Raw genomic sequence first — 25,110 nt, forward strand, 5'->3', positions numbered from 1 at the left:
GGAGTCGTCATGAAAGCAAAAGCCAAATATGGCCAAGCCCTGCGGCTGGCCTCCACTACCCAATTAACCCGCGAGCAGTGGCTCGCTATCCGCAAACTCGGCATTGGTTCCTCCGATGCCGCCGTGGCAGTGGGACTCTCCCCTTACAAATGCCCGCTCAGCCTGTGGTTAGAGAAGACCGGTCGCAAGGAGCCGGAAGATATCTCCCACAAGGAAGCGGTACTGTGGGGCATTGAGCTGGAGCCGGTCTTGGCGCAGGTCTATGCCAAACGCACTGGCTACAAGGTGCGCCAGGTCAATGCTGTGCTGCAACACCCCGAGCATCCCTTCATGCTCGCCAACCTCGATCGGGAGGTAGTCGGCCACCCCGATGGGCCTGGCATTCTGGAGATCAAAACTGCCAGCTATCACAGCGCTCCCCAGTGGGAGGAAGGAGTGCCGGTGGCTTACCAGTGTCAGGTACTGCATCAGCTGGCTGTTACCGGCCATGCCTGGGCTGAGGTGGCAGTGCTCATCGGCGGCCAGGATTTTCGGATTTACCGCATCGAACGTGATGAGGAGAAGATCCAAGATCTCACCGAGCGGGAAGCGCAGTTCTGGCAGATGGTGCAACAAGATCAGCAGCCTGAGCCTGACGGCTCCAGTGATGCCGCCAATGCCCTGAGCTGGCTGTTTCCGCGTGACGATGGTCAGACGGTGGATCTTTCCGATTCTCCCGAGTTCAACCAGCTGTTTGGCGAGCTACTGCGATTGCGTCAGCAAAAGGAAGCCGTCGAGCAGCAGGAGTCACAACTCAAACAGCGGCTGCAAGCCACCTTGGGTGAAGCGACAGCCGGGTTGTTTGCCGATGGCAAGATCACCTGGAAGCGCAGCAAAGACCGCCTGGCACCGGATCTGGATAAGCTCGGTCAGGATCATCCTGACCTGCTCACCCGTTACGTCAAACCGGTACCCGGCGTACGCCGTTTCACCATTCAACCCTTGAGGCAAACACCATGATCAAAGGACTGGCGATCACCCCGCCCGTGATCGGGCGGATCTGCATCGGCAAGCTGGTGCAAAAACAGGATAAGTGGGTACCGGAGAAGGATGACAGCTTCACCCTCACCACCCAGATACAGCAAAAGGGGGGATGGTTGCTCCATCCCCTGCATCAACACTACTCATCGCAAAAGAGTGGCCAAGGTCAGGAACAAACCAAGATCCGCGCCATTCCGGTGCGAGTGCTGTTCAACGACAGCGACCTGAACCTGCGGGCGGAATACAGTGCGTTTGACCGGCAAACCGGCAGGCCGCTCTGTGTCGGGAATGGGGAGGTGGCAAGACGTGTGGGGGCGCAAGGCATGGAGGAGGTCAGCTGCCCTGGACCAGAGCGCTGCGCCTTTGCAGGGCAACAGGGCTGCAAGCTGTACGGGCGACTGAACCTGTTTGTGGAGGGGCAAGGGGATGAGCTGGGCAGCTTTATCTTCCGCACCACCGGCTACAACTCGGTACGCACCCTGGCGGCACGGCTCAAGTACCTGGAGGCAGTCAGTGGCGGTCTGACCCGCTATCTGCCGCTCACGTTGCGGCTGCGGGCCAAGAGCACCACCCAGTCGTACCGCACACCGGTCTACTACGTGGATTTGACCTTGCGGGAAGAAACCAACCTGACTGAGGCAGTCAGGCAAGCACAGGAGGCCGCCCGGCGAGACCAAGAGGCGGGGCTCGCCATCGACCAGATGGAGCAGGCCGCTCGCGACCTGCTGCGCAATGGCCAATTTGAGGATATCGATGAAGAGGTGCCGATGCTGCTGGAGGAGTTCTATCCCGAGCCAGAGGCGGGCGAGGCATCATCAGTCTCACCGCCGATGGCAACAGCGGTAGTAACGACGCCAGCACGCTCCCGCCCTCGCCCCTCCCCCTTGACCAACAAGCTAGGCAGCGGTGCTGACCCTTCGTCACCCCATGCCTGAACTCGGTACTACCGACCGTTAAATCCTTTCAAATCAATTCGTAGCGATGCGTTCGGCTGCGACCTCACGACGGGACGTCTGTCACAAAACGGCCCGTCGCGTATTCCCATCACTGGTTTGGGGTCAATAGATCAAGCCCTATTGCCCCTCACGAAATAGGCACCTTTTTCAGCTATTCCCCACCCATTTCAGGTCAATAAGGTCTCTTTGAGGCTTTTGACCAGGGGTGTCAGTGTACCTTGCCCTATTGACCGGGAGGAGAACATGGCACTGGTAGGTTATGCACGCGTGAGCACGGTAGGCCAGAGCCTGGATACCCAGCTTCAAGCGCTGGCCGAGTGCAGCAAGATTTTCCAGGAGAAGGTGAGCGGCGCCAGCGATGACCGGCCCCAGCTCGCCCTGCTGCTGGATTGTGTGAATGAGGGGGATGTGGTGATGGTGACCAAGCTGGATCGCCTGGCACGCAACACTCGCCACCTGTTGGAAATTTCGGAGTACCTGCAACAGCGACAAGTGGCCCTGCGCATCTTGAACCTAGGCGTCGACACCTCAACCCCGACCGGCAAGTTGATGCTGACCATGATCGGCGCCATCGCCACCTTCGAGCGGGAGTTGATGCTGGAACGCCAAGCCGAGGGGATTGAGCTCGCCAAACGGCGTGGGGCCTACAAGGGCCGCAAGCCCACCGCGATGGCAAAGGGGCGCGAGGTGCTGGCGCTAGCCAAGCGCGGGTTACCCAGGGCCGAGATCGCGAGGCAGACGGGGATCAGCATTTCCAGCGTGCAACGCATCCTCAGGACAACAGAAAAATAATGCCGGGGTATCTCCCGGCGCATCGGATTCGTATTCAACACAAGGAAGAAAAATAATGAAAAAACATCATCATCTCTCGTTAATCGCCGCGTTGGTCCTCAGTGCTTGCGGCGGTGGCAGCGACAACAGCAGTAGTGATAATGGCGGCAATGGCGCTCCTGCCGATATCACCCTAACCGGTCGCGCCCTCTCCGGCGACTATCTGGCTGGGCAAGCCGCCTGCCTGGACCTCAACGCCAACCAGCAATGTGACAACGGCGAACCGCAGACCACCACCGACAGTCAGGGGCGTTTCAGCTTCACCCTGCCAGAAACGCAGCAAGCCGACGCCCGTCAGGCATGGGCTATTCTTGCTGCTCCTGCCACCTCGCTGAAGGCTGCTGCTCGGGCCGCCGCTACCCCAACCCTGTTCGGTTACGTTGACGGTGCCGAGTTTGTGGTCAGCCCCTATACCCACCAACTGGTCACCAGCACCGCCCCTGGGGAGCGCAAGACCCAGTATCAATCCAGCATCGCCACCAAGGAGAAACAACTGATTGCCAGCGAGCTGGGGCTGACGACGCAGGAGGCCAGCGAACAGAAGCTGTTTGGCGACTATCTGGCGGCGGGTGACGAACACAGTGCGGCCCTGGCTGAAGAGGCAGCCACCAAAGAGCAGCAACTCGTTGAGGCAAGCACCCTGCAAGCCAAGCTGGCGGCGGCCCTTGCCACCAACAACCCGCAAGGATGGCAATCGGTCACGGTCAGCATTCGCAATCTGCGCGAGTACAACCGCAATCAGGACATCTGGCAGCTAATCCGCCTGCAAGAGGTTGTCTACACCAAACGGGTTGAGGCCATCGAGACGACCCGTACCGAGAGCACCCGCTGGCTGCTCGATGAGCAGGGAGGCTACGATGCCCAGCAGCCACTGCGCCGCTTTATCGACGAGGAGCACAAGAACTGGGACAGCAAGCATTATAACCTGCACTCCGCTTGGGACTGGACCTACGACGAGAGCGGCAATGCCACCGTCAAAGGCGAGAGTATCCGCAGCGGCACCTTCAGTCAGGATGCGAATGGTCTCTACAGCTACCACACCACGGAGTTCACCAACGAGGGCACGCCCGTTCCCCATGACACGGCCCCGTTGCCTGAGGATAGTTATTGCGAAGGCTTCGACATCCAGGCCGAGTTCGCCCGCTGGCAAGCCAATCCAAGCCTGACGGCGCTCGACCAGTGTGTAGGCAATGTCCTGCAAAGCGATGACCAGGAGAACCTCGACAGCCAGGGCGCATGGACACAGCACCGCGCCCTGACCTTCTGGCTCAGAGGGGAAGACCCCATCAATCCCAATGCCCCCCCCAGCAGCTACGAAACCCGCACCAGCGTTGTCACTGTGCAAGGGGATACGCAGTTTGTGAACCAACTGGATAACCAGGCTCTGACCATCAACGCCCCAGCGTTGGGTCAGTCTCCCTTCAACCTCACCCGCGATGACAAGCTGAGCCATACCGGTGACAGCGCCATCAAATTGGCCCAGCCGATTTGTGGCGGGTGCGCGGCGACCGAACTCGACAGCAGCATCCCCGGCTTTGGCAAGGTCGAGCTGCAAAACTACAACCCGACCCGCTGGCGCTCGCTGGCCGGGGCCTATCTGGAGCAGGATCACCAGAAGCAGGCGAATGGCTTCACCCTCGCTAATCGCTTCTACCAGTTGGATGTACAGCAGCCTGATGGGCTGACCAAGCCATTGTTCTTGAAATACGCGGGCAATAGCACGCCGTTTATGACTCAGGACTGGCAGTTTGATAGTGCCAGCCAGACCCTGACTGCCACCCATCACTACACCCCCGTTGCCGACCTTGCCGATGTCTGGCCACTGCCACACCAGGTCATGCAAGGTGACGCGTTGGAACTGAAGGCAACCGTCAAGCTCGTGCAATCCAACGGCTTGCCCAGCGCCACGCAGACCACGGCGGTTGATGGCGGTAATGCCATCAGCACGCCCACTTTAGCAGAAGGGCTCTTCAGCTCGCCGCTGCGCTGGAGCGTGCAGAGCAGCGATACCAGCCCAGATGGCCAAGAGTTCGCCGAACTGCTGTTTGGCACCGCGCCGCTGAGCTTCAAGGCCAGCCGTGAGGCGGGTATCAGCCAGGGTATCTGTGGCGGCGACCCCGCCACCGTGCGTCAGGAATTGCTGTTCGCACCGGTTGGCGGGGACATGGTAGTGAGCGTGGTCTGCGATGGTGTCGATGTGGCGCAGCAATATCTGTTGCGCGTGACCACACCGTTCAACGGCACAACCTTCCAGGCAGAGCTGCAATTCTTTGCCGATGGCGCCAACATCTACCGGGAGGCCCCATTCGAGCGTACCCAGCTCACCTTCACCAAACAGTAAGCCTCACTCGTTCGACAACATAAATCCCACAGGGCGTCACCACATGGTGACGCCCTTTTTCATTTTCAGTTCATAAGGAACCGCTATGACCATGCCCCCTCTCAACCTCGGCGACCACCTCTCCGTCCAGCGCCTCGGCTACAGCCACCACGGCCTTTATGTCGGAGACGGGCAGGTGATCCACTACCAGGGACCGTTTGCCAACGATGGCCAAACGGGCCAGATCGTCCTGAGCGTGCTCGATGATTTTCACGGCGAGCAGTCGCTGCAGGTGGTCTCTCACCCAAGCTGTCCATTCAGCCCAGAAGAATGCGTGGCTCGGGCGTTCTCCCGCTTGGGTGAGCAGGACTATCACCTGCTCTTTAACAACTGCGAGCACTTCGTACTGTGGTGCATTGAGGACCGGCACAGCTCACCCCAGGTGAATTACGCTACCACCGCCCTCGCGGCCACCGGCAGCCAGTTGCTCAAATCCAGCCAAGGTAGTCAGGCCATCACCAGCGGCTTGATGGGGGCCTCAGTCAGCTTGGCCAGCGCTCCGGCGACCAGCGGCACCATCTTGTCTGTCACCGCCGTCAGCGCACCGGCATGGGCACCGCTGGCCGTGGGCGTTGCGGTCGCCTATGGCACACACCGGTTGTTCAAATGGCTCACCGACGACTAACCCCCCTTCATTCATCGCTCTAACCCCTTAATCACCACGCAAGGAGCAATCCCATGACCATTATCTTCAACCGAGACGGCATCAACCTGCCCGTTAGTCAGGCGCTGCTGATCCTGCTCAGCCAGGAAGTAGAGCGTACCAACCTCGACCTGAGTCGCTGCACCCAGCTCACCTTCAACTTCCGCAACCCCGGTTATAGCGCCGAACAAGGCGGCGTTCACCCGGTCGAGATCCGCCTAGTGTGTGGTCTCGATGACTGGCTGTGGATTTGACCCCATAGGTCCAGACACTTTTTCCCGCTTAGGGTTGTGATACCCGACTGCGCAGAAATTCCCGTGGTGAACGGTATCCCAAGGCGCTGTGCGGGTGGTGCTCGTTATAATGCTCAAACGCGATAGCCAAATTGCCTACCGCTGTTCGGCTATCCGGTTTTGGCATCATCTCGATATAGTCTCGCTTCATCGTCTTCACGAAGCTCTCCGCTATACCGTTACTCTGTGGGCTTCTCACTGCTGTCGTTCTGGGCTCCAACCCGATTTCTCGTGCAAACGCGCGGGTCTCATGGGCTCGATACGCCGAGCCATTATCAGTCAGCCACTCCACCGGTGATGCCGGCAACGAATCCCCAAAGCGATGTTCGACAGACCTCAGCATGACATCTTGCACAGTGTCACTATCGTAACCCCCAGTACTGGCCGCCCAGTCCAACGCTTCCCTATCGCAGCAATCCATGGCGAACGTGACACGTAGTTTTTCACCGTTATCGCAGCGAAACTCGAAGCCATCTGAGCACCACCGTCGATTGCTCTCCTTGACGGCAACACGCCCCTTATGTGCCTGCTGGGCCAATGGTGCAGCTGGTTTTCTTTCCAGCAGCAAGCCATGTTCGCGCATGACGCGATATACCCGCTTAGCGTTTACCACAGGTTGTTCTGTTGCCTCAGACTGACGCCGTAACAGCGCCCAGACCCGGCGATAGCCATAGGAGGGAAGCTCTGCCATCGCCTCCATGATACGGCCAAGTAAGGCTGCATCATCACGCTGGCGATGATGACGACCATCTTGCCAACCCGGTTTTCGATGAACACGAACGGATAGCTGCGCACGCGATACATTAAGAGCCTGGCTCACAGCACTTAATCGTCGTCCCCCGGCAACAAGGGCGCATGCGCAATCCATTTTTTTGCTCGACCATACTCCACGGCTTCTTTGAGGATCTCGTTCTCCATGGTCTTCTTCCCGAGCAGACGCTGAAGCTCTCGGATCTGCTTGATGGCAGCAGCCAACTCGGAAGCAGGAACAACATCCTCACCGGCGGTGATCGCCGTGAGAGACCCTTCTTGGAATTGCTTACGCCATTTGAAAAGCTGGTTTGCGTTGACGTCGTGCAAGCGAGCAACATGAGAGACGGTCATCCCGGGCTCAAAGGTCTGCTGCACGATGGCGATCTTTTCTTGTGGAGTCCGGCGTCGACGGCGCTCGGCCCCTGTTAACACTTCGACCATCTTCTCGTTGTGACTAGTACTGAACATAGCTCCAAGACTACCTCTTAAGTTAAGAGGGGCGAAGTGTCTGGATCTTCAAGGGGCCAATCTAGGCTGTTCGACTACGTGACCGATTTCAGTTACCAGGGACTTGGCCAGGATGCGGGGCTGTGTAAGGAACTCGATTTCAACTTCCTCGACGGCGAGCACTTTATGCAGGGCTGGGGGCCGCTGCGACTGGCAGAAGCGCGAGAGCTGTTCGAGCTGTGGCAGCGCAACTTCATCGCCTACTGCGGGCTGAAATGCTTCAGCGTCACTGTCAGCGGAGATTAGGAGGTGTGTGATGACTCACGAATTACCGCTTGCCCTTGAGCTGGAGGGGTTCACGACAGTGGCGGGCACATTCAGGTGGTGCGGGACTACGGCCTACGGGTCGATGGCTACCCCCTCTACCTACGCTACCAGACCGAACGAGGCGACGCACTGGCCGAATGGCTGTGCGATCACCCGGAACTGGAGTGGCTTTATGGCATCGGGAACCTGCTGGCCACCAGTTACCACCTCCCGTTGCACAACCTGACACCGCAAGGACTGGCCCAGGCCCCCACTGACCCACCCACCGCAATCACCACACCTTTATCGCAAAAAAATACACCCCACCGGCCCATCGGCCAGTGGGGCGAACGCTTTGGAGGATCAATCATGTTGCATCAGAAACTCACCGCCGGGGAGCAACCCGGCACCTATCGGGTGACCGACTTAGTCACCGACGACGACTTGCTCACCATCGCCCAGGCGTTGGCCAGCCAGAAGCTCGCCAAAGGCGTAGCCCTCACCGACAAGCATCTGGCCCACCAAGCGCTACAAGGGCTGCTGCAAACGCGGGATCGCGAAGTGTTCGCCGCACTGTTCCTCGATAACCAGCACCGGATCTTGGCCTACTAGGAGCTGTTTCTCGGCACCCTCTCCGCTGCGACCGTCTACCCCCGCGACGTGGTCAAGCGGGCGCTGCACCACAATGCCGCCGCGCTGATGCTGGTCCACAACCATCCCTCAGGTTACCCAGAACCCAGCCGTGCAGATATCGAGATCACTCAGCGACTGCAAAGCGCCCTAGCGCTGGTCGATATCCGCACGCTGGATCATCTGGTGGTGGGGGCGGAGGGCGTGGTGTCGCTGGCAGAGCGTGGGCATTTGTAACGGTTACGCCAGTCAAGAGGTCCGCTTGGGACACGGGTGATAAACCAGGGTCCAGCGGTGACCTGTATGACGACCGAACATCAATTGGAGTAAAGAACATGAGCACGATAGGCAGTTGGGGATTACATACCCAGGTTCAACCCCGTTTTGGCGCACGGGCCATTGTCGAACGAAACGGAGTCTCCCTACTCTGGGATCGCAGCGGCGTCTATGGCGAGGCCGACGAGCAGTGGATCACCGACATCGACACCGTTTTACCGGGGTTTATTGAGCGCCTTAGCAAACTCTTTCAACAAGGGGAGCTGCTGAGTGACCAAGATAAATTGGTGACGTTGAGGCAGGGGGATTGGGTCTGCCTGGCCAATCCAAGGGCCAGCTATGGTTACCTCTATCTGGATGTCTACCGGCAAGAAAGCGGCAATGTTCAAACAACAGAGGCGTAAAATCGGCACGGCGGCGTAACGCTGGCAAAGGGTGAACCACATGCTCACCCTTTGCCCAAGACTTCTTTTTTTGGCTCTCTACTGAACCCCTAATGCCTTGTAAACGGCATCCACTGGATCGGCATAGAAGCTGATCTGAAACTTGGAGAAAATCTCAGCTGGCACTGTCGGTATGTCGGATGCCGATGCCATGGGCAGCAATACCCGTTTTCCGCCACTGTCCATGGCCAGCTGCAAGCTCCCCGCCAAATCTTCGACCGGATTAACAACGCCCCCCAAGGTCATGTCTCCCAACACGACCATCTGTTCCTGCACCGGCTTGCCTATCAAGATGGAACAGAATGCGACCAAGGCAGCCAGACTGGTTTTGGTGCTGGGGCCTGAGTTATGTAGCTCGACCACATGCAGATGGTACTCATGCTCGGAGAACTTGGCCGTTGCGCTGATCCGATTCAGATTTCCTTTGAAGTAATCGAAACCGACCCGGATCGCCTCCTTCGCTGGCGTATTGGAACCCAGCCCAGAGGTCGAATGCTTGCCGTTGCCGGGCGTCATCTGGGTTTCGAAACGATAGAGACCCAATTGCCCGGCCCCTCCTTTGGTGACCATGTGAACCACACCGGGCTTGCCTAACCCCTCCGGGATCAGCTGGCTGCCACCTTGCTCTGGCACATTGACGAAGAACTCTTCGAGTGTCTGGTTATCGAGGTAGCTGAAATGCACATCAAAAAACTCCATGCCACCGAGCTTCTTCAACTGCTCTTTGATGCGACGACGCAGCTCTAGGGCATAAGTCAAACAACGGCGCACATCTTCCTTGTCGAATACCCCGTGCGGATGCAGCAACTTGAGCAGACCTGAAACGGTACGACGTACCGCGATCACATCGCGCTGATTCAGGTTATTGCCCAGCTTGAAGTAACGATCGATGGCGTCGGAGAAACTGCGCTTACGCATCTCGCGCATATACTCGGCAAGATAATCGGTGATCAGACCATAGCTATTGGTGAAAAACTCCGGCCTCATCTTGGGGATGTCCCAGCCGGGAATATAGGCATGGAAGCGATCAAAGAAGGCCGTATCGATCATCGCTTCAGGGAACGGCGCCAGCAGATGGCTGGTCTTGACCAGGGTCTCGACACTCTGGTTGATGTTGCCGACAAACACCATGGAGGCTTTTGCCTCGATTGAATCACGACCACGGGAGAAGGATCCCGAAGCCATGTAATCCTTCATGATCTGTACGCCGTCTTTATCCTTGAAGGTGATCCCCGCCACCTCATCAAAGGCCACCACATCCCACATTCCCACCAGACCAACCTGACGCGAACTCATGTTGTAAAACAGGTTAGCCACTGTCGTCTGGCCACCCGATACCAGCAGGGAGTTGGGCGAGCACTCTTTGTAAACATGGCTCTTACCAGTGCCGCGTGGCCCCAACTCACAGACGTTGTAGTTGTTCTCGACGAAGGGGATCATCCGAGTCAACAGATGCCACTTAACCCGTTGCTGCAAGTTGGTCGGCTCCATGCCGATGGAGCGGATCAACACATCCAGCCACTGATCGGTATTGAAATGAGCACGAGCCGCAAACAACTCCTCCATGTCCATGGAGGGCATCTGGATCGGCTTCAGGGTGAAAATGGAGAAGGGCGAGATCTTCTGCCCCTCTTCATAGAAGTAATTGAGAGTGATGATGCACCAGATCCCGCCAGTGAGCAGTTTCTCGTTTTGCTTGACGATATTGGCCGGGATAACCGCATCCTTGATGCCGAGGTTGGAGAGCTGCGCCTCGTAAACATCTTTCTTCTGGTTAAGTTTGACTCCCACCTTGTCGATCACTTTGAAACTGCCGCGTTCACGGATCAGCGACTTGACCTTCTCTGCCTCATCGGGACGCACGTAGTTCTCGGCCAGGATTTTTTTGACGTTCTCCAGCCCCTCCCGCACGACCTCATCATCATCGGAGGCACAATACATGCCGAGCAGGTATTCCAGCACATAGACAGGGACGTTCGCCCCTTCCTTGAGCTGTTTGGTCAAATCCTTGCGAACCACCTTTCCCTTGAAGTAGCGGTTCAAACGGGCATCCAGATCCAGGCTGACATGCTGAGCCAACTCATCCTCTGGGCTCAGACTAGCCTGAACGCCGTATTGCTCCTGCTCCCCATGGTCAGCGCTGTATCCGCTATCACCGGGATACACATCCATCTGCTGGATCACCACATTGTTCGTGATATGTGTTACCGACGCCGCCTGCCCTTGCGGCGTCTCTTTTCCTAAAAACTCTCCCTCGGTGGAGGGACGATCATGATGTGACATCAGGGTTACTCCGGGGCACAAACCTGTCAGGGCCCCACGTCTATTGGCTTAACGTGAACACAAGCGTGAGTGCATCTGAGTGACTCTCATTGCCCGAGATCAAAAACCGAAATCATTCTGGATGGCCAGATCGATGGTTACCGGATAACGGGCCAGCTCAATGCCATCTTCATCATCTTGCAGCAGCAGCTGATACTGCGCCTTACGGTCAAAATCCGTACCGGTGAGCTTCAAGCGCACATCCTGCTGACGTTGTTCCAGACTACCGGAGGTCGCATCAAAGGTTAACTTTTCGAGGGCCGATACCGACTGCCCGGTACTATCGACGACCACAAAGCGCAACGTCCGTGGCTTATGGCGCTCATCCACCGCATCGGTTTGCAGGAAACGGATCTTGTCGATGGCATTGACCAGCTTGATGGGTTGATACACAGGCACAATGTTAACCTTCGTCTTCTCATGCTGCGCCTGCTTCTTGCCGCGCAATTCCTGCACCTCAAGCAGTGGCACGCAGACCTCCTGCAACATGGCCCCACCATGAACGAATCTAGCACCGCCGACAAAATGGAAGCGACTCACCCCCTTGGGCAACCAGAAGGCCACATCGGATTGGCCTTTGGTAGTATCACCGATCCGGCCATGCCATACATCGTCATTGGTGGGCAGATTGCGGCCTATCAGGTAACGCTTCTTGGCCTCAAGCGTTCCGGTTGGCTCATGTGTTAGCTGGGATTTTACCGCGACTTCCGGCGCAACCCGCTGGAACAGGAAGCCATGATCGGCGGTGATCACCACCCGAGTCACCCCAAATCCGTTGATGACTCGACTGACCAAGCCATTGAGCTCCTCGATGGCCTGACGTACCGCCATAAAGGTCTGCTGCTCGGTCGCCAGCTTGTCACCTATCGCATCGATAATATCGTGGTAGATATAGATCACCCGCGCATCACCAATGGCCTCATTGGCCTGGGCCCGAGTCCAGCCTTTTAGCGCCTTGGCAGAGATGGCGATCCCACCCACCTTGGCCAGAATGGCGCTGCGATTGTCCAGCCCTGCGCTGCTCTGGCCATCCACCAACACGGTGGAGTTCCCTTGCGCATAATCCAGCTGCTGATGGGGTAACAGGGCCGCCATCCCGAGCTGAGTGTAACTTGGCAACACCCCCAACTGGCTTTTCAGCTGCGCCGAGAAACGCTTGCCTTCATTGATCTCACCTTGCAACTCATGGGCAACTTCATAGCGCAAGGCATCGCTGATGATCACAAACTGCCGCTTCACACCGGCCTGGCTCAGGCGCTGCTTAATCACTGTCTCGTAGAAGCGTGATTGAGCCGGGATCCCCATCTCCCAACGGGCCATTTGCTGCTCTTTGGCAAGCAAGCCATCCCACGCTAAACCGAGCTGGTAGAGATACCAGTTGACGTACAGATCCTCAATCTTGTCAGCCAAGGCCGCCAACACCTCGACCGATTGCTCCTGTAAGTGCAACAGCGCCTCGTTGAAGAGACGATAGGCCGCATCAAACAGGAACAACTCGGCCTCATAAGCGAGGTACATCGCCTGAGCAGTGGGATAATGAAAACCGTCCGGGTAAGCGCGGCGCAGTTCCAACAGGATCTCGGCCTGTTGTAGCGCCTGATAGAGATGGGCATATTTGGGATCGGTGCTTACCCAAAAACCTTGCCGACGACGGGAAATAAGCTGACTAAACTCGACCCGGCCTAATGCCAAATCGCCGCTCATCAATCCACTCACCAGCTCACGGATCAACGCCTGTTCGACAGCCTCAAAGCCACTTACCTCGGCCCACAGCCAGATATCCTGGGTAGCCAGACTGGCGAGGCGGGAATGAAGCTCAAGTTGTGCGGCCACTTTGGCCGAAAGAGCGGCAAACTGACCGCTGTACTGGGTAGAATCACGCCAACTGGCCAACAACGCCATGGCATTGGCACGTCCGGTCGGCGTAGCCAGCAACTGTGACTGCAACCAGGCGGGGCGACCGGCAACACCGGCGGCATCGAGTTGTTCATAACACTCGCTGACAAATAGCTTGCGCACCAGTTCACGCAACGAAGGTTCTGTCTCCTCCGCCACCTGGTAGCCATAATCGCGGGCCATCAACTGCCAAAAACTGGGCAACAAACCATGTTGTTCCAAAGGAGCTAATGCCGTGGCAGTAACGCCATCGCTGTCGCTATCAACCTCATCCAGCAAACGTTCGCCCAAGGCCTTTATCAAGTCAGCGAGTTGGGCGTGGCAACCGAGCAACACGCTCATCATCTTGAGATCGAGCGACAACTCATCTTCTATGCCACTGCGACCATCCAGCCGACGCTTGAGCGCGACAGTGCGCTCTTTGCTGGCAAAAAAGCTGTGACGGGATGCGATGTAGTCGCGCAGCGACATATTGGCGAGCCCCAACTCGTTGAGCAGGATCGAGGCCGCATCGGCGTAGAAGGTGACGCTATAGCGACGCATATCGAGCAGCCAATCTTTGGCTGCTGCAGGCTCAAGGCTTGGCCAGTAGAGCAGAAATGGCGTGGTAGGCTCATCGAGTTCTATGCGCCTTCTCACCTGTAATTGGGAGTGCTGTGACATGTTGAGCACCACCACAGGCTGGCCTTCGCGGGTCAAACCGGCCTGGGGATCGGCAAGCTCTGCCAGCTGTGCTGTAAAGCTCTGCTCGGGATCATGCCAAAAGACGATCCGGCTCTGTTCGAATTTCTTGTTTAGCCCGGTTTGGAGCTGAGTGATATCCATAAAAATCCGTCACGACAAGCCGTTAGGCTCCGATTTACAACAAAACCGTATGGTAATCGAAATGCTCTTAGAGTTCATGGAGCAATCCGTATAGCGTAGGATCTGAGTTCATCGTATAGTCCGCTTTGTCAAGCGCAACCAGTGGACTCGGCTAGGAAGTAGAGAAGACAGGTCAGCTACCTGTCCTCTTGATAACATCTGACAATCCCGTGCTATGTTACGGTGTCACAAAACACTCCAGTTGCTGTTTGCATAATTGCTGGCTATCACCCAACAGCAGCTGATTTTCAATAGAGTGTAACAAGTTTTTAATGTCAGGAAATTTATTAACCAGCAGATGACTGCTACGACTGCCTTGCCCTACCAACCACTTATCATAACCATCACTTGCCCAAAGTCGATAAGAGTTCAAAACAGATTTGTATTTTATTGCTGCCGATTCAACAAGTGCATCTGCATGATGATATTTACCAAGAATGGTATAAAGAGCAGACTCCACATATATTGATTTCGGCATGACGTCCAATACGCTTGTCACAAAATCAACAATCAATGCAGCATGTTCATCGGTAATTTTATTCTCGATTGCTTTACTGTGATCGATCCAGCCAATCAGGTTCATCAAGAATGTACACAATTCATTTCTTTGCTGAGCAAGTGTTGCCAATAATGGTGCAATCACCTCAGGGTATGCCTCGCTATCTTTTGAAACAGCCAACATTTCATGGGCCGCCATAATGCTACCCATATACGATGAAAGTTTTTCAAGATAAAAGAGCTGATTTTGAGTTTGAATTTCAACAGCAATTTTGTCTATCGACGCCTGGATTTTATTGAGCTTTTGAGAGAGATAGGCGGTTTGAATCACTATTGCAGCGAGAATAATTCCGGTTGATAATCCGACCGCTAGGCCGATGCTTTTCTGCATGGCGGCGGTTGCTTTCATCAACTGCTCGACATTAACGCCCTGGCTGACATCTACCGTCATTTCCTTAAATGGGAGGTGTTTTACAATACTTCCCGCCCCTTCTGATAATTTTTTACCCTTGGCCCAATAGACAACACCTTCCCGAAGATGCATATGGCCAGTTTTGATCAACTTAATAATTTCAGGGTCAACCTTATCCCAATCTGGCACCATAATGACTTTGATCGTCTCTTCAAGCATCACAATCTCCTTGTGTTGTCAACATTATTTAAATGGGTTACCGTGGCGATGGAATTCACGCAACATGGTGATATGGATCACACAGGGCAAGGTGACTCGCAGTGCTGGCCCCTCAACCACAGCACTGAATAATCCGCCAACTAGCCCAAGTGGACTAGAAAATAATAATGCTCTTGGCAGCAGCATAGCTCCAGCCGCAGCAGCCCCACCGAATGCCCCCGCTAGTACGCCCGATATCACACTAAAATCCCTGACCGTCCACTTTAAAGGATCGACATTATTCACTTGATAGTCATTCTTCATGGTTTTAATAAACGCTTCCCGTTCAGCCTGCGTCATCTTATCCATCTGCAACTCCAGCACTTTGGCTACTATCGCCTGCTCGAGGGTCTGCACATCACTCTGCTTGTCTATCGCGCAGCCAACGGATTTTGCAGTGAACTGCACAATATCCTTATACGCAGCCCCCTTTCTGGTCACGATATTTAATGCTGTCGAGTTGCCATATGTTTGCAGTTCAGTGCAGATGGCTTGCCATGCCCGAGAAAAATCATGCTTGTTTGCTTTAAATTCGGGGTTATTGGTCAAGGTTTCAGCCAATCTTGGCTTGCCATCACGATCAATAGTCAAATAACTAACCAGTGGCGCGAGTTGCTCATGGGTGCAGTGAGCAATAAATGCCAGATCTTCATCTTCTCTGTACTTGTAATATCTGCTTGCAATATTAATATCCATATTCACGCCACCGATTCATGATAAATATCAATAAAATACTACGCTCTCACCAGTCAAGTCCAAGGGATAACCCTCTACCTTGAACGGCAATAAGCAAAATGAGAGCTGCCGCACAAGCGGCAGCTCTCGCCTTGATTTCATGGACGATAGGTCGATCACTCGCCCTTATCGCCGGTGATAGCTTTCACATCGCTGAGCAGGGTGCCGAATTTGCCGTAGTTGACCTTGACGCCGTCATCGAGATCCAGGCGGATGCGCATATCGGCGTGGTGCTTCAGCTCATCGTCAAAGGCACGCAACTCGGTCAGTTGCTTGGACAACGTGTCGATCTCCTTACCGATGCGCTTGGCCTCCGCCGTACCTGCTTCGGCCTGTTGCAGTCGCAGGCGATCGATGCGGCCGGCCATCTGGCCGAGCAGCGGAGTCACATATTCGGTGCGCATCCGTGGCAGGGTGGCTTCGTTGTAGCGGTGCAGATAGACCAGACACTCAAAGGCCTTCTCTTTGCCTGAACTAAACAGCCAGTAGATGGGGCGCTTCTTGTAGGTCTTCAGGTGGTCTTTGAAGAACTGGGTCGAGAGATAGCGGCGGATGGTCTCGCGGGCCGTCTCGCCCCCTTTTTTCACCGGTTTGATGGCAGCAAGGCAGAGGCTATCGGCGATAAATTGCAGGTTCTCTTCCAAGGTTTCAGCGCCCCAGACGGTGCGGATAAACGCCTCGAATCGCGCCGCCACATCGTCGGGGAACCAGTTATCTGAAGTGAGCGGCAGGATGCCATCCTCATCGGCGGCAAAGGTGGCGTAGGCCCCCTCCTCCACCAGCGCTTTAAAGCCTTCGTTGCCGGCATGGGCGTACACCAAGCCTTCACGATCCAGCGAATAGCGGCCCATCATGCAACCGATGGCATAGGAAATCAGCTCGGCGAGGGTGTCCGATTGCAGTCTGGCTTCCCGCTCTTCATCAGTTAGATTGCCGCCATAGCGATAGTGCGGGTTACAGGTCAGGGTGATTTCGGATAACGGCACCTCGGGTGTCAGTTCATCCTGCAAGCCATAGGCGTCGATAAACAGGCGGTTGTTTTCCTCTTCGAGGCGCTGCATTTCGAGGGTGGTATCCAACCAGTGCTTACAACATTTTTGAAACGCTGATCTAAGATTTTTCTCTGTATTGTCTAAGACGAGCAATGGCGAGGATCGAAAATCCCAAGTATTTTCGTAAGAAATCCAATCATTAGACGCAAATTCAACTAGTTGCCTAACCATTGATACCAAACGTTCACTTCTTTCAAACAACCGTGTTGGATAAGGAAGTAAGTTGAAGTATCCAACATGAAAGTGAATTGTTGGATTTAATATCTTCGTCATTTTATCGACAAAGCGATTATTGCAATAGGCTAACAATAGAAAACTTTCAAACTCATCTTTAGGGAATGCGCAATGCCCCGTATTTGAGAACAGATAACCCTGTTCAAAATATCGAAACGAATTGGTCGCAGATGTAATGTCTGACCATGAGACAAAAGACTTAAAGTATCTATCTTCTGATGGCAAGTGGTTGCCAATTTCTTTAAGCTTATTTCTAGATACTTCATCAAAAGCTATAACAAAATCACGATTTCCAGACCACTTTCTAAACGAACCGCCTTTATTCAAAGGAATCCATTTAAGATTTTTATTTTTCCAAACTTCATTTGCAGAGGGAAAGCCAATGGCCATCGTTGAAAAACTCACCTCCCAGAAAAAACGAAAATATACTGAATCAGCTCCTGTACCGAGACCTTGTCTAGCATCAATGCGTTGTGAGATGCTATTTTCTTCAGCAAAAATGGTTCTAATCTTATTACTAACCCAATATGCAATCGGGCTACCTGGAATCTTTCCAAAATCCGCTGCTGAAGCACGGTAAAAGTGTTTAGCCATCTCTTTATTATCTTGCTGGCTCATTCTGCTTCCCCTTGATGCAAATCTGGTTGTTCAACTTCACCGCTGTTTTGCTGCCAATCATCCGCAACGGTTTTCCAATTAACGGCGCGCTCTTGCGGCTCACCCTGTTCGTCGATAGCCAGCCCTTCGCCTGACCAAACTGCCCAGAAATCAGGATCATCCGATTTTGGTCTGTGTTTTTCAGGCAGAGCATTCATCTGGACCAAGACCGGCAGTTCGGATGCCCAACCGAGTAGAATCGCGTGGCGGGAAGGCAGTGAGGGGAGATCTCGCAGCAAGCCGCGCAGGTTGTCAGGCACCAGCTTGTGTACCAACTCTTGATCGCGATCGTTGCTGATGCGGTGCAGCAGATAGCTGTTGCATTGGGAGAGCACGGTCGGCGAGAGCTCACTGGGACGCTGCGAGGAGAGCACCAAACCGAGCCCAAACTTACGACCTTCACGGGCGATCTTCTCAAATACCTGACAACAGATGGCGGCCGAGTTCTGGTTTTCCGCGTCGTCGTGATAGCGCTTGATAAAGGTGTGCGCCTCTTCCATCACCAGCACGGTGGGCAACGTTTTACCGTGGTTTAATTTTCGATAGCGCTGCAAAGATTCGAGCGTCATCCGCGCAATCACGGCGGTGATGATATGCACCACTTCGGCAGGAACTAGCGAGAGATCGATAATAGTCACTGAGCCGTTGGAGGCTTGATTGTCACCGATATAGTCGCGCAGCCACTCATCCAGTGTCAGTCCATTGGCATCGCCTGAGACAACCTTCATGCGACTGTCAGATAAGATGGTACGGATACGCATTAGCATGGTCTCGACATACTCGGACACACTGAGTAGTTCCGCCGTGGCTTCGACGCTTCGTAGCAACTGATCGCCGGTAAACGGGCGCGGTACGTCTGCATCGATGGGCAAGATGTCGGTGTCGCTGCCACCAAACACAGAGTGCGTCAGGCTCAACTGATTAAATAGCGTACTGATTTCTTGCAAGGTAAATATCGCTGGCCAATCACCTTGATGTGAGCTCAAGAGCTGGGTGATGTGTTGAATCAACCCTGTAATTGCATCACTTTCTGTCTGATGAAAAGCGGCACTATCCACCAAACCTTCTTTCCATTTGATCAATCGATCACGGAAACCCTTTGCGGGCCCAGCCCCCTTCCAAGGATTACCTGTATTTTTTTCAATCTGAATGGCAGAAACGAGAGTCCTAAGATAACGACGCATCTCATGGCTGGGTGTGGCAACTGAAGATAACGCCCCGTCACGAACCGCTCTCAATGCCTGTACTAGGGTCGGCCGCTGCGCCTTAGCGCTGGCTTGAGTAAACGCACTCCATTCGGCACTGTTCCAGAACCAGAGGGGGACTTGCAGTTGCTCAATGCCTTCGGAGGGCTCGACGGCAAACACCCGCACCTTACTCATATCGCGGAAGGTGTTGGCGTATTCGCCGTTGGGATCGAGCACAATAAAACGGGCATTGGGGTCTTCACCGCCACGAGCTTTGCGGGCTTCATCCATGGACCAGCGAATAAGCCCGGCCACCGAGCAGGATTTACCACTACCTGTGTTACCCAATACGGCTAAATGGCGGCCAAACAGGCGATCGGGGTCAATTCTCACCTCGGCATTAGCTGCGAGTGGGCTGGTGCCAATCTTGATACGACGGTTGTCACCCGACTCGACGATGGCCCGCAGCTGGCTTGGGGTCGGTAACAACACCGCTTCACCGACCGTAGGATAGCTCTCTACGCCACGCCGGAAGCGATAAGAGTCTTCATCGTTCTTATCCCTCCCCTCGTAAGCCAATACGCCCAGCGGGTTCAAGCTCATCTTGCGTAGGGGATAGGGCAAATCTACCAGACCAAAATCCTGCATCCCTTTACGTTTGGGGTACTGGGAACGCTCGATGGTGATCCATTCCACTTGGGCTACCAGATATCCCTCATCGCTGGGGATCAGTACATAGCCGTTGATGCGCGGGAACGGGCGTGGTGTACCGGTATTGAGCGCCACACCATCGGGAGCTTCGATATCGATCAGCACCTTGATTTCGTCTGGCGAGACGAAGTCGATGGTGCCAATACGCAAAGAGTCGGCATACGCCAATGGGGAGAGTCTCATTCCGGTAGCCCTCCAGCTGATAGCGTCACACTCTCCGGTGGTTTTTTATCTTCGGTCTGTGATGTGCCCCAACGCTGTTTGAGCAGCTCGCTCATGCGGAAGGTGGTCTTATCGATGGCGGCTTTGGGCAGGTAGCTTTCGGTCAGTATCGCCAGATCAGCCAATGCCGGGCCAATCAACAGGCTGATTTGCGAGGGTCTGCCCATATCTTCATAGGTTTTCATGATGCGCCCAAGCGGATCGTCGTAAGAAATAACGACCAGATGGGTTGAAGGGATGGTCAGCATGTCGCGGATCACGCGGTTGATATGCTCATCGCCAAAGCTGTAGCCATAGGTCACCAAGGTGCTGTTAGGGCGACACACGGCAGCAGCCAGATCGCGAAACAGCTCTACATAGGGGTAATCGGCGGTTTCACGGTCTTTGGCTGCATTCGGATAAATCATCAACTTATTGGCAGTTACTCCATCAAGGCCCGGTGCCTGTATGTAAGGAGTAACCTTCTCGGCTCCAAACGGCAGGCCGATGCGGCGAATGTCCTTGCCTGTCTGCACCCAGTCCACCGAACCATGCAACTTGGTATAGCGTGCTACGCCCTCCAGATAACGCGGCTCTCCTCGAATACCAGGCGGGTTGTAATGCATATCCAGATCGAGTCGAGAGGAGCGGAAAATCGGCATCAGGTTGCCCAAGAATCGGTCCAGCAGGTGCAGTCCAGCCAGTTCGGCCCCCGCCTCAATCAATCGATCGTAGTTAGTGGTAAAGATATTGAGACGGTCGCGTACCCCGGTGCGGCTGGCGAAGCTCATCAGGAATGTTACCAAGGTATTGAAGGCCTGCTCGCGCTTGGCTTCTTCTGCTGTAGCAATGCCTGATTCGCTCTGCAGAATTGAGTGTGCGAATGTCTTCATGCCACCTTCAAGTTCGCTTCGCAGAGCATCAGCCTTGCTGTCCTGCATGATCTCCAAACCACGCAACAACTCGTTGGCGACGCGCAGTTGATCTTCCAGGTTACCTTTCTCTCGCCCGGCAGCATCCGCAGCTTTCTCTGCGGCTTGAGTGATAGCGGTATGATGGTTGCTCAATGTCAGCGCCCCCATACCGGCAGCGCCCTTTCCTGCAGCAAGATAATGCACGGCATGCGTCAGCCCAGAACCCGCCAACAGCGAAAGGTGTTCTGACTGGAACAGTGAGGTCAGCCAAGGCTCGATACGGGAACGAAGCTCCTTTTGGGTAAAAGTGTCACCGCTTACCCAAGATGTCTCCTGCCCCTCACTCAGTTTGAATCCGTTTTCGTCGGTTACAAACTCTATCGGTCGCTTATCATCGCGAACTTTGATGTAATTTTTAGGTGTCCCGCTCATGCCAACGCCTCTTTAAACATCGCCGCTTTTTCGGCTTCCGAGTTCCCATCCACCAGCCTGAAATAAGCCCCCTGATAGGTGGGTAGATGAGGCCGGGCCAGCACAAAGGCGGTGGTCGATACCACCTCACCGCCAATACTGTCAAAAGCACGTGCGCCCAAGTGCGCCATGCCCAAGATGGTGTGTTGACCCAGAATACGGGCTCGCAGCGCCTCGTAAGAGGAGAGGAACATCCAGCTTTGCATGGTGATCATGGCGACCACGCCTGCTGCGGTGGTCAAGTCGAGATTGCGTTCGATAAAGATGGCGAACAGATCCGATTTGCTGTTTGGGAACTGCTTTTTGGCAAACTCTTTCAGATCTCCGTTCATCCCCTTGCTGCCCATATAGGGCGGGTTGGCAATCACCGCATCGTAACGACGAGCCAGTACCGCAGCTTGTGCCAACAGCGGTAGCAATTCCTTGGCGGCGGGCTTTTGCATCGCATCACCGCTGATACTCAAAGTTTGCAAGGTGGCATAGAGATCGTCGATGGCCTGCACCTGCTCGGCGGGTACTTCGATAAGCGACCCCAAGGTTTTGGCAGCCAAGAAACTGCGGTGCAGGTCGTTAAGCAGGCTCAAGCGCGGGTCATTAGCGGCGAGGGTGGCGGGAGCCACGGCAAACATATCTTGTACCTGACCACGATCCCAGTCGGCATTGAGGTTTAGCGCCTGCCAAAGCTTAGGAATATTGAGGTGGCGGCTCTCCTGCAGGGCGTGAATATGCAGGGTGAGATCACGAGTGAACAGACGACGATCATCCTGACGGGCCCGCATCAGCAGGGCGAACCCCGCCAGTTGGGCGGCGCGGTCGTCGATATCGAGGCCAAACAGGTTGTGCTTGAGAATAAGTTCGGGGATCTCGCGACTGCGATAGCCGCGCTCCTCGTAGATGCGATAGAGCAGGTTGTAGGCTTCCACCAGAATATGGCCGGAGCCACAGGCCGGGTCGAGTACCTTGATCGATTCGGGCTCGATACTATCAGGCGTGAAACGAGCATATTCATCCTGAACTTCGATAGGTTGCTCACCAGGGAAAACAAAGTAAGGCATGGCACGAGGCAACGCCGAATCAGGATAGGTTTGCAGCCAGTAGCGACCCACCGAGTTTTGCACCAGATACTGCACGATCCAGTTGGGGGTAAAGAGCTGTGTAGCGGCGGGAATATCCTCCGATTTGACCACCTTGCCGATCACTTCGTCCTTCTTCTCGCTGATATAGAACTGATAGAGCCAGCCGATCACCTCCACCTGTTGCCAGTCTGCTTCCGGGATCCCATCGACCAACTCGCGCCAGAAGGCATCGGTGCGGGTGAGGCCGCTTGGCAGCAGCAGTTCGGTCTCATCATCGATGGCTTCAAACAAGAAGGGCATGGCCTGATGCAGGCGGTGGCACTGGCCGAGCAACAGCTCACGGAACAGAGCCTCCTGCTCGTTACCCGCCAGCAGCAGGTCGAGCAGCACCGCCTTATTGAGCTCCACCCCCTCGCCTATCAGGGAGTCGATCACCTCTGGGGCACGGTCCAGCACCTCGAAACCCTGTGCCTGGCTCGGATGGGAGACCAGGCGCACGCCGTGTTCGAGATAGCCCTCGTCGCTTTTTAGCTCCATAAAGCGAATAGCACAGAAGCGGTTAAACCAGGTGTAGGCCATCTGCTCCATCAGGTTCTCGAAGCCTTCGTGTTCAAGCCGCTGTTGCAGGCGTTTGAGAGCCGGGGCGATGCGTGCCGGGTGGGTGAAACCTGCGACCTGCAACACTTCACCGCTGAGTTGATACTCGACATGTCCCTTGGCGGTGATACCAAATTCGGCGGCGCGAGCCTTGATGGCGGCAATAAAAGCGGTTCGAGCCCGTGGGGCGACTTTTTTCAGGTTGTTGGTATTCATTTTTTTCTCGTCTCACACCCGGCCTTCGCAGAGGCCCGGCTAACATAACTGGTTAGAAAGGCACGTAGCTCAAACCTGTGGTGTTTGAAGGACATGACGCAGCCGACCCAATAGTGTTTCACGGCGTTCTTGATAAAACTCAGCAAATCCAAGCAGGGATTCAGGCAAGGTGTGGATGGCTTGTAACTGCAGATGGTTCGCTCTCGCGGCCGGATCTGGCCACATCATGGCGTACCACTCATGTGGCAGCTTTTCCCGCTTTTCATTGTTCAGGCTTCCTTCGAGAAGCTGCAGATTAGGCAGACAATTGGCCATTTGGCACCACTCATCAATCTGCCCTTCATCGGAGATCCCCGCCTTTTTCAACTGTGCGCGAGTAAAGCGACCTTTGGGAAAGATATGATCTACATGGAAGTGACGACTAAAGTCATGGCCGGGAAAGAGCAATGACAACAGCGCAAAAGTGCGGCGGTTGCCGTAGTCGAGTTCAACCAAGGTTTGAAGCTCTTCTTCTTCAAAACGCAGGCTCTTGCCGCGCTCTGTCATCGCCGTATTAATCTCGGTGAGCGGGAATCCATGCTGACCATGCTCTTTGATTTTACTACGCAAGGTTGTCAGCAGCGTATCGAGGCCACTCCCCCAGATCCCGGATTGTTTGAGGACAGAACGGATCAACCACCCCCTCAGATCTTGTTTATCTGCTGCATACTCACTGCGAGTCAGGTAGCTGTCGCCAAGTTCACGCCTAAAGAGGTAGTAAGCTATCGGCAATAGTGCGCTATCGGCTCCTAGGTTGTAGCCATTAAAGCCAAAGCTGGCGAGCAGGTTGACGGCCAGTTGCAACGCCTTACGGATTGGCTCCCAGTTCTCCTCCAGCTTGGCCATATTCTCTTTACTGAAGTTTTCAACCTTGAAGCCGACACTGCCAATATCACAGAGCATAAGCCCAGCTTTAAGCACTAGATCTTTACTAAAGTTAAAGCCATCACCAATTTGGTTGAGCTCATCCACCAATTTGTGGATCTCTTCCCGGGCGTCCAGCTTGCTCCACTGTGCCACAGCGATAGATAGCAGCAGATCAGAATAGGAGAGCGCAGTCCCCCCGCTATTCATCCGAATAAAGATATTGAGAACCTTCTCCAGGCTCTGCTCTGACTCTTCGTAATAAGAGATTTTGTCTTGCAGATGGATAGTGCGATGCAGCAAACGCAGGGTATTGCGCGCGATTTTACGGCTTTCTTTGTCCAGCTCGATATCATCTAGTTCATCGGTTAATTCATCTATATCAATGGCCATGATCCGACTGACCAGAAACCAGTGGTGCTCATGGTCTTGACGAGCCGCTTCCTCTTCACTCAAGAAACGAAAATCATAACGAGCTCCCCCTTCAACTTCACCGGCCACCAGCAAGTTAAGATATAGGCGACGCTCGATAAATGCATCTGGGCTGGACCACCACTTTCCCTGCGTCTTCCAGCTGTAGGATCCGCGCAGACCAATGTTGAGGGCTGTCATGCGCTGCTGACCATCGAGTACGGCAACGCGATCCTGCTCACCAATGAGATCAAGCTTTTCACAATGCACCCGATCACGCTGGTGATAGTGACGCATGAAGTCGTAGAACTGATACTCACGCTGATGAGTAGACTTTATTTTCCAAAAGAGGAAGGTTCCGAAGGGATAGCCCTGCAGCAAAGAGTCGAATAACTGGCAAATTTGCTCTGGCTTCCAGACAAATTCGCGCTGAATTGCGGGTAAAATATAATCATGCTGCTCAACCTTGGTCAGCAAATCCTTGATAGTTCCACCGGCTTGGTACATGTTCTTCTTA

Annotated in this window: 17 protein-coding genes and 2 pseudogenes; 9 read left to right on the forward strand and 10 right to left on the reverse strand. The window is 54.7% G+C overall.

The features are described 5' to 3' along the window. The first annotated feature begins 9 nt into the window (after positions 1–9). The 6 genes from FE240_RS10640 to FE240_RS10665 all read left to right on the forward strand — a co-directional run bounded on the left by FE240_RS10640 (position 10) and on the right by FE240_RS10665 (position 6,084). Positions 10–999 carry a YqaJ viral recombinase family nuclease gene (locus FE240_RS10640; RefSeq protein ID WP_193000818.1) on the forward strand — a complete coding sequence of 330 codons (990 nt, stop codon included), beginning with the start codon at positions 10–12 and terminating at the stop codon, positions 997–999. Then, the gene (locus tag FE240_RS10645; protein ID WP_193000820.1) at positions 996–1,955 is read left to right on the forward strand and encodes a recombination directionality factor; all 960 of its coding nucleotides are present in this window, start codon (positions 996–998) and stop codon (positions 1,953–1,955) included. The genes FE240_RS10640 and FE240_RS10645 overlap by 4 nt, the downstream gene beginning before the upstream one ends. 264 nt (positions 1,956–2,219) lie before the next feature. Continuing rightward, complete coding sequence (locus FE240_RS10650) at positions 2,220–2,768, forward strand: recombinase family protein (protein WP_043851123.1); 549 nt, start codon at positions 2,220–2,222, stop codon at positions 2,766–2,768. 55 nt (positions 2,769–2,823) lie between these two features. Beyond that, positions 2,824–5,148: a hypothetical protein gene (locus FE240_RS10655; RefSeq protein WP_193000822.1), complete on the forward strand. Its 2,325-nt coding sequence runs from the start codon at positions 2,824–2,826 to the stop codon at positions 5,146–5,148. 85 nt (positions 5,149–5,233) lie between these two features. Further along, positions 5,234–5,812 carry a lecithin retinol acyltransferase family protein gene (locus FE240_RS10660; RefSeq protein ID WP_193000824.1) on the forward strand — a complete coding sequence of 193 codons (579 nt, stop codon included), beginning with the start codon at positions 5,234–5,236 and terminating at the stop codon, positions 5,810–5,812. A gap of 53 nt (positions 5,813–5,865) precedes the next feature. Then, entirely contained in the window at positions 5,866–6,084 is a 219-nt protein-coding gene (locus tag FE240_RS10665; protein WP_193000826.1) for a DUF2787 family protein, read from the forward strand. Positions 6,085–6,112: 28 nt separating this feature from the next. Here FE240_RS10665 and FE240_RS10670 read toward each other — a convergent pair. After that, positions 6,113–7,317 (reverse strand): IS3 family transposase gene (locus FE240_RS10670; protein ID WP_102948393.1). Its coding sequence is split into 2 segments (ribosomal slippage): positions 6,113–6,999 and positions 6,999–7,317, totalling 1,206 coding nucleotides; the frame shifts between segments, so codons are not numbered across the junction. Positions 7,318–7,410: 93 nt separating this feature from the next. On the opposite strand from FE240_RS10670, the pseudogene FE240_RS10675 reads away from it, so the two are divergent. The 3 genes and pseudogenes from FE240_RS10675 to FE240_RS10685 all read left to right on the forward strand — a co-directional run. Further along, a pseudogene (locus FE240_RS10675) lies at positions 7,411–7,629 on the forward strand (DUF2787 family protein); the annotation flags it as partial. A gap of 369 nt (positions 7,630–7,998) precedes the next feature. Further along, positions 7,999–8,496, forward strand: a pseudogene (gene radC, locus FE240_RS10680) (RadC family protein). 98 nt (positions 8,497–8,594) lie between these two features. Beyond that, positions 8,595–8,939, forward strand: coding sequence for a type IV toxin-antitoxin system YeeU family antitoxin (locus FE240_RS10685; RefSeq protein WP_193000828.1), 345 nt, complete (start codon positions 8,595–8,597; stop codon positions 8,937–8,939). Positions 8,940–9,017: 78 nt separating this feature from the next. Here FE240_RS10685 and brxL read toward each other — a convergent pair whose 3' ends face one another. The 9 genes from brxL to FE240_RS10730 all read right to left on the reverse strand — a co-directional run bounded on the left by brxL (position 9,018) and on the right by FE240_RS10730 (position 25,100). Next, positions 9,018–11,261: a protease Lon-related BREX system protein BrxL gene (gene brxL / locus FE240_RS10690; RefSeq protein WP_226798790.1), complete on the reverse strand. Its 2,244-nt coding sequence runs from the start codon at positions 11,259–11,261 to the stop codon at positions 9,018–9,020. A gap of 99 nt (positions 11,262–11,360) precedes the next feature. Beyond that, positions 11,361–14,021 (reverse strand): BREX-1 system phosphatase PglZ type A, encoded by a 2,661-nt coding sequence (gene pglZ, locus FE240_RS10695; protein WP_193000830.1) that lies wholly within the window; start codon positions 14,019–14,021, stop codon positions 11,361–11,363. Between the two features lie 217 nt (positions 14,022–14,238). Further along, the gene (locus FE240_RS10700) at positions 14,239–15,189 is read right to left on the reverse strand and encodes a hypothetical protein (RefSeq protein ID WP_193000832.1); all 951 of its coding nucleotides are present in this window, start codon (positions 15,187–15,189) and stop codon (positions 14,239–14,241) included. 24 nt (positions 15,190–15,213) lie between these two features. Further along, complete coding sequence (locus FE240_RS10705) at positions 15,214–15,924, reverse strand: DUF3944 domain-containing protein (RefSeq protein WP_193000834.1); 711 nt, start codon at positions 15,922–15,924, stop codon at positions 15,214–15,216. Positions 15,925–16,079: 155 nt separating this feature from the next. Beyond that, a complete protein-coding gene (gene pglX / locus FE240_RS10710; RefSeq protein WP_193000836.1) occupies positions 16,080–17,867 on the reverse strand; it encodes a BREX-1 system adenine-specific DNA-methyltransferase PglX in 1,788 nt (595 codons plus the stop codon). Then, positions 17,864–19,987, reverse strand: coding sequence for an ATP-binding protein (locus FE240_RS10715; RefSeq protein ID WP_193000838.1), 2,124 nt, complete (start codon positions 19,985–19,987; stop codon positions 17,864–17,866). The genes pglX (FE240_RS10710) and FE240_RS10715 overlap by 4 nt, the downstream gene beginning before the upstream one ends. After that, a complete protein-coding gene (locus FE240_RS10720; protein WP_193000840.1) occupies positions 19,984–21,351 on the reverse strand; it encodes an SIR2 family protein in 1,368 nt (455 codons plus the stop codon). The genes FE240_RS10715 and FE240_RS10720 overlap by 4 nt, the downstream gene beginning before the upstream one ends. Then, the gene (gene pglX, locus FE240_RS10725; protein ID WP_190283727.1) at positions 21,348–23,279 is read right to left on the reverse strand and encodes a BREX-1 system adenine-specific DNA-methyltransferase PglX; all 1,932 of its coding nucleotides are present in this window, start codon (positions 23,277–23,279) and stop codon (positions 21,348–21,350) included. Before pglX (FE240_RS10725) ends, FE240_RS10720 begins: the two co-directional genes overlap by 4 nt. A gap of 69 nt (positions 23,280–23,348) precedes the next feature. Continuing rightward, positions 23,349–25,100 carry a DUF262 domain-containing protein gene (locus tag FE240_RS10730; RefSeq protein WP_193000842.1) on the reverse strand — a complete coding sequence of 584 codons (1,752 nt, stop codon included), beginning with the start codon at positions 25,098–25,100 and terminating at the stop codon, positions 23,349–23,351. Positions 25,101–25,110: the final 10 nt, after the last annotated feature.

Origin of the sequence: Aeromonas simiae (assembly GCF_014892695.1) — a bacterium.
Classification (GTDB): Bacteria; Pseudomonadota; Gammaproteobacteria; order Enterobacterales; family Aeromonadaceae; genus Aeromonas; species Aeromonas simiae.

Excerpts from the sequence above, each read along its gene's own strand:
- FE240_RS10640 (WP_193000818.1), top strand. The coding sequence starts at position 10 with ATGAAAGCAAAAGCCAAATATGGCCAAGCCCTGCGGCTGGCCTCCACT.
- FE240_RS10645 (WP_193000820.1), top strand. The coding sequence starts at position 996 with ATGATCAAAGGACTGGCGATCACCCCGCCCGTGATCGGGCGGATCTGC.
- FE240_RS10650 (WP_043851123.1), top strand. The coding sequence starts at position 2,220 with ATGGCACTGGTAGGTTATGCACGCGTGAGCACGGTAGGCCAGAGCCTG.
- FE240_RS10655 (WP_193000822.1), top strand. The coding sequence starts at position 2,824 with ATGAAAAAACATCATCATCTCTCGTTAATCGCCGCGTTGGTCCTCAGT.
- FE240_RS10660 (WP_193000824.1), top strand. The coding sequence starts at position 5,234 with ATGACCATGCCCCCTCTCAACCTCGGCGACCACCTCTCCGTCCAGCGC.
- FE240_RS10665 (WP_193000826.1), top strand. The coding sequence starts at position 5,866 with ATGACCATTATCTTCAACCGAGACGGCATCAACCTGCCCGTTAGTCAG.
- FE240_RS10685 (WP_193000828.1), top strand. The coding sequence starts at position 8,595 with ATGAGCACGATAGGCAGTTGGGGATTACATACCCAGGTTCAACCCCGT.
- brxL (WP_226798790.1), bottom strand. The coding sequence starts at position 11,261 with ATGTCACATCATGATCGTCCCTCCACCGAGGGAGAGTTTTTAGGAAAA.
- pglZ (WP_193000830.1), bottom strand. The coding sequence starts at position 14,021 with ATGGATATCACTCAGCTCCAAACCGGGCTAAACAAGAAATTCGAACAG.
- FE240_RS10700 (WP_193000832.1), bottom strand. The coding sequence starts at position 15,189 with ATGCTTGAAGAGACGATCAAAGTCATTATGGTGCCAGATTGGGATAAG.
- FE240_RS10705 (WP_193000834.1), bottom strand. The coding sequence starts at position 15,924 with ATGGATATTAATATTGCAAGCAGATATTACAAGTACAGAGAAGATGAA.
- pglX (WP_193000836.1), bottom strand. The coding sequence starts at position 17,867 with ATGAGCCAGCAAGATAATAAAGAGATGGCTAAACACTTTTACCGTGCT.
- FE240_RS10715 (WP_193000838.1), bottom strand. The coding sequence starts at position 19,987 with ATGAGACTCTCCCCATTGGCGTATGCCGACTCTTTGCGTATTGGCACC.
- FE240_RS10720 (WP_193000840.1), bottom strand. The coding sequence starts at position 21,351 with ATGAGCGGGACACCTAAAAATTACATCAAAGTTCGCGATGATAAGCGA.
- pglX (WP_190283727.1), bottom strand. The coding sequence starts at position 23,279 with ATGAATACCAACAACCTGAAAAAAGTCGCCCCACGGGCTCGAACCGCT.
- FE240_RS10730 (WP_193000842.1), bottom strand. The coding sequence starts at position 25,100 with ATGTACCAAGCCGGTGGAACTATCAAGGATTTGCTGACCAAGGTTGAG.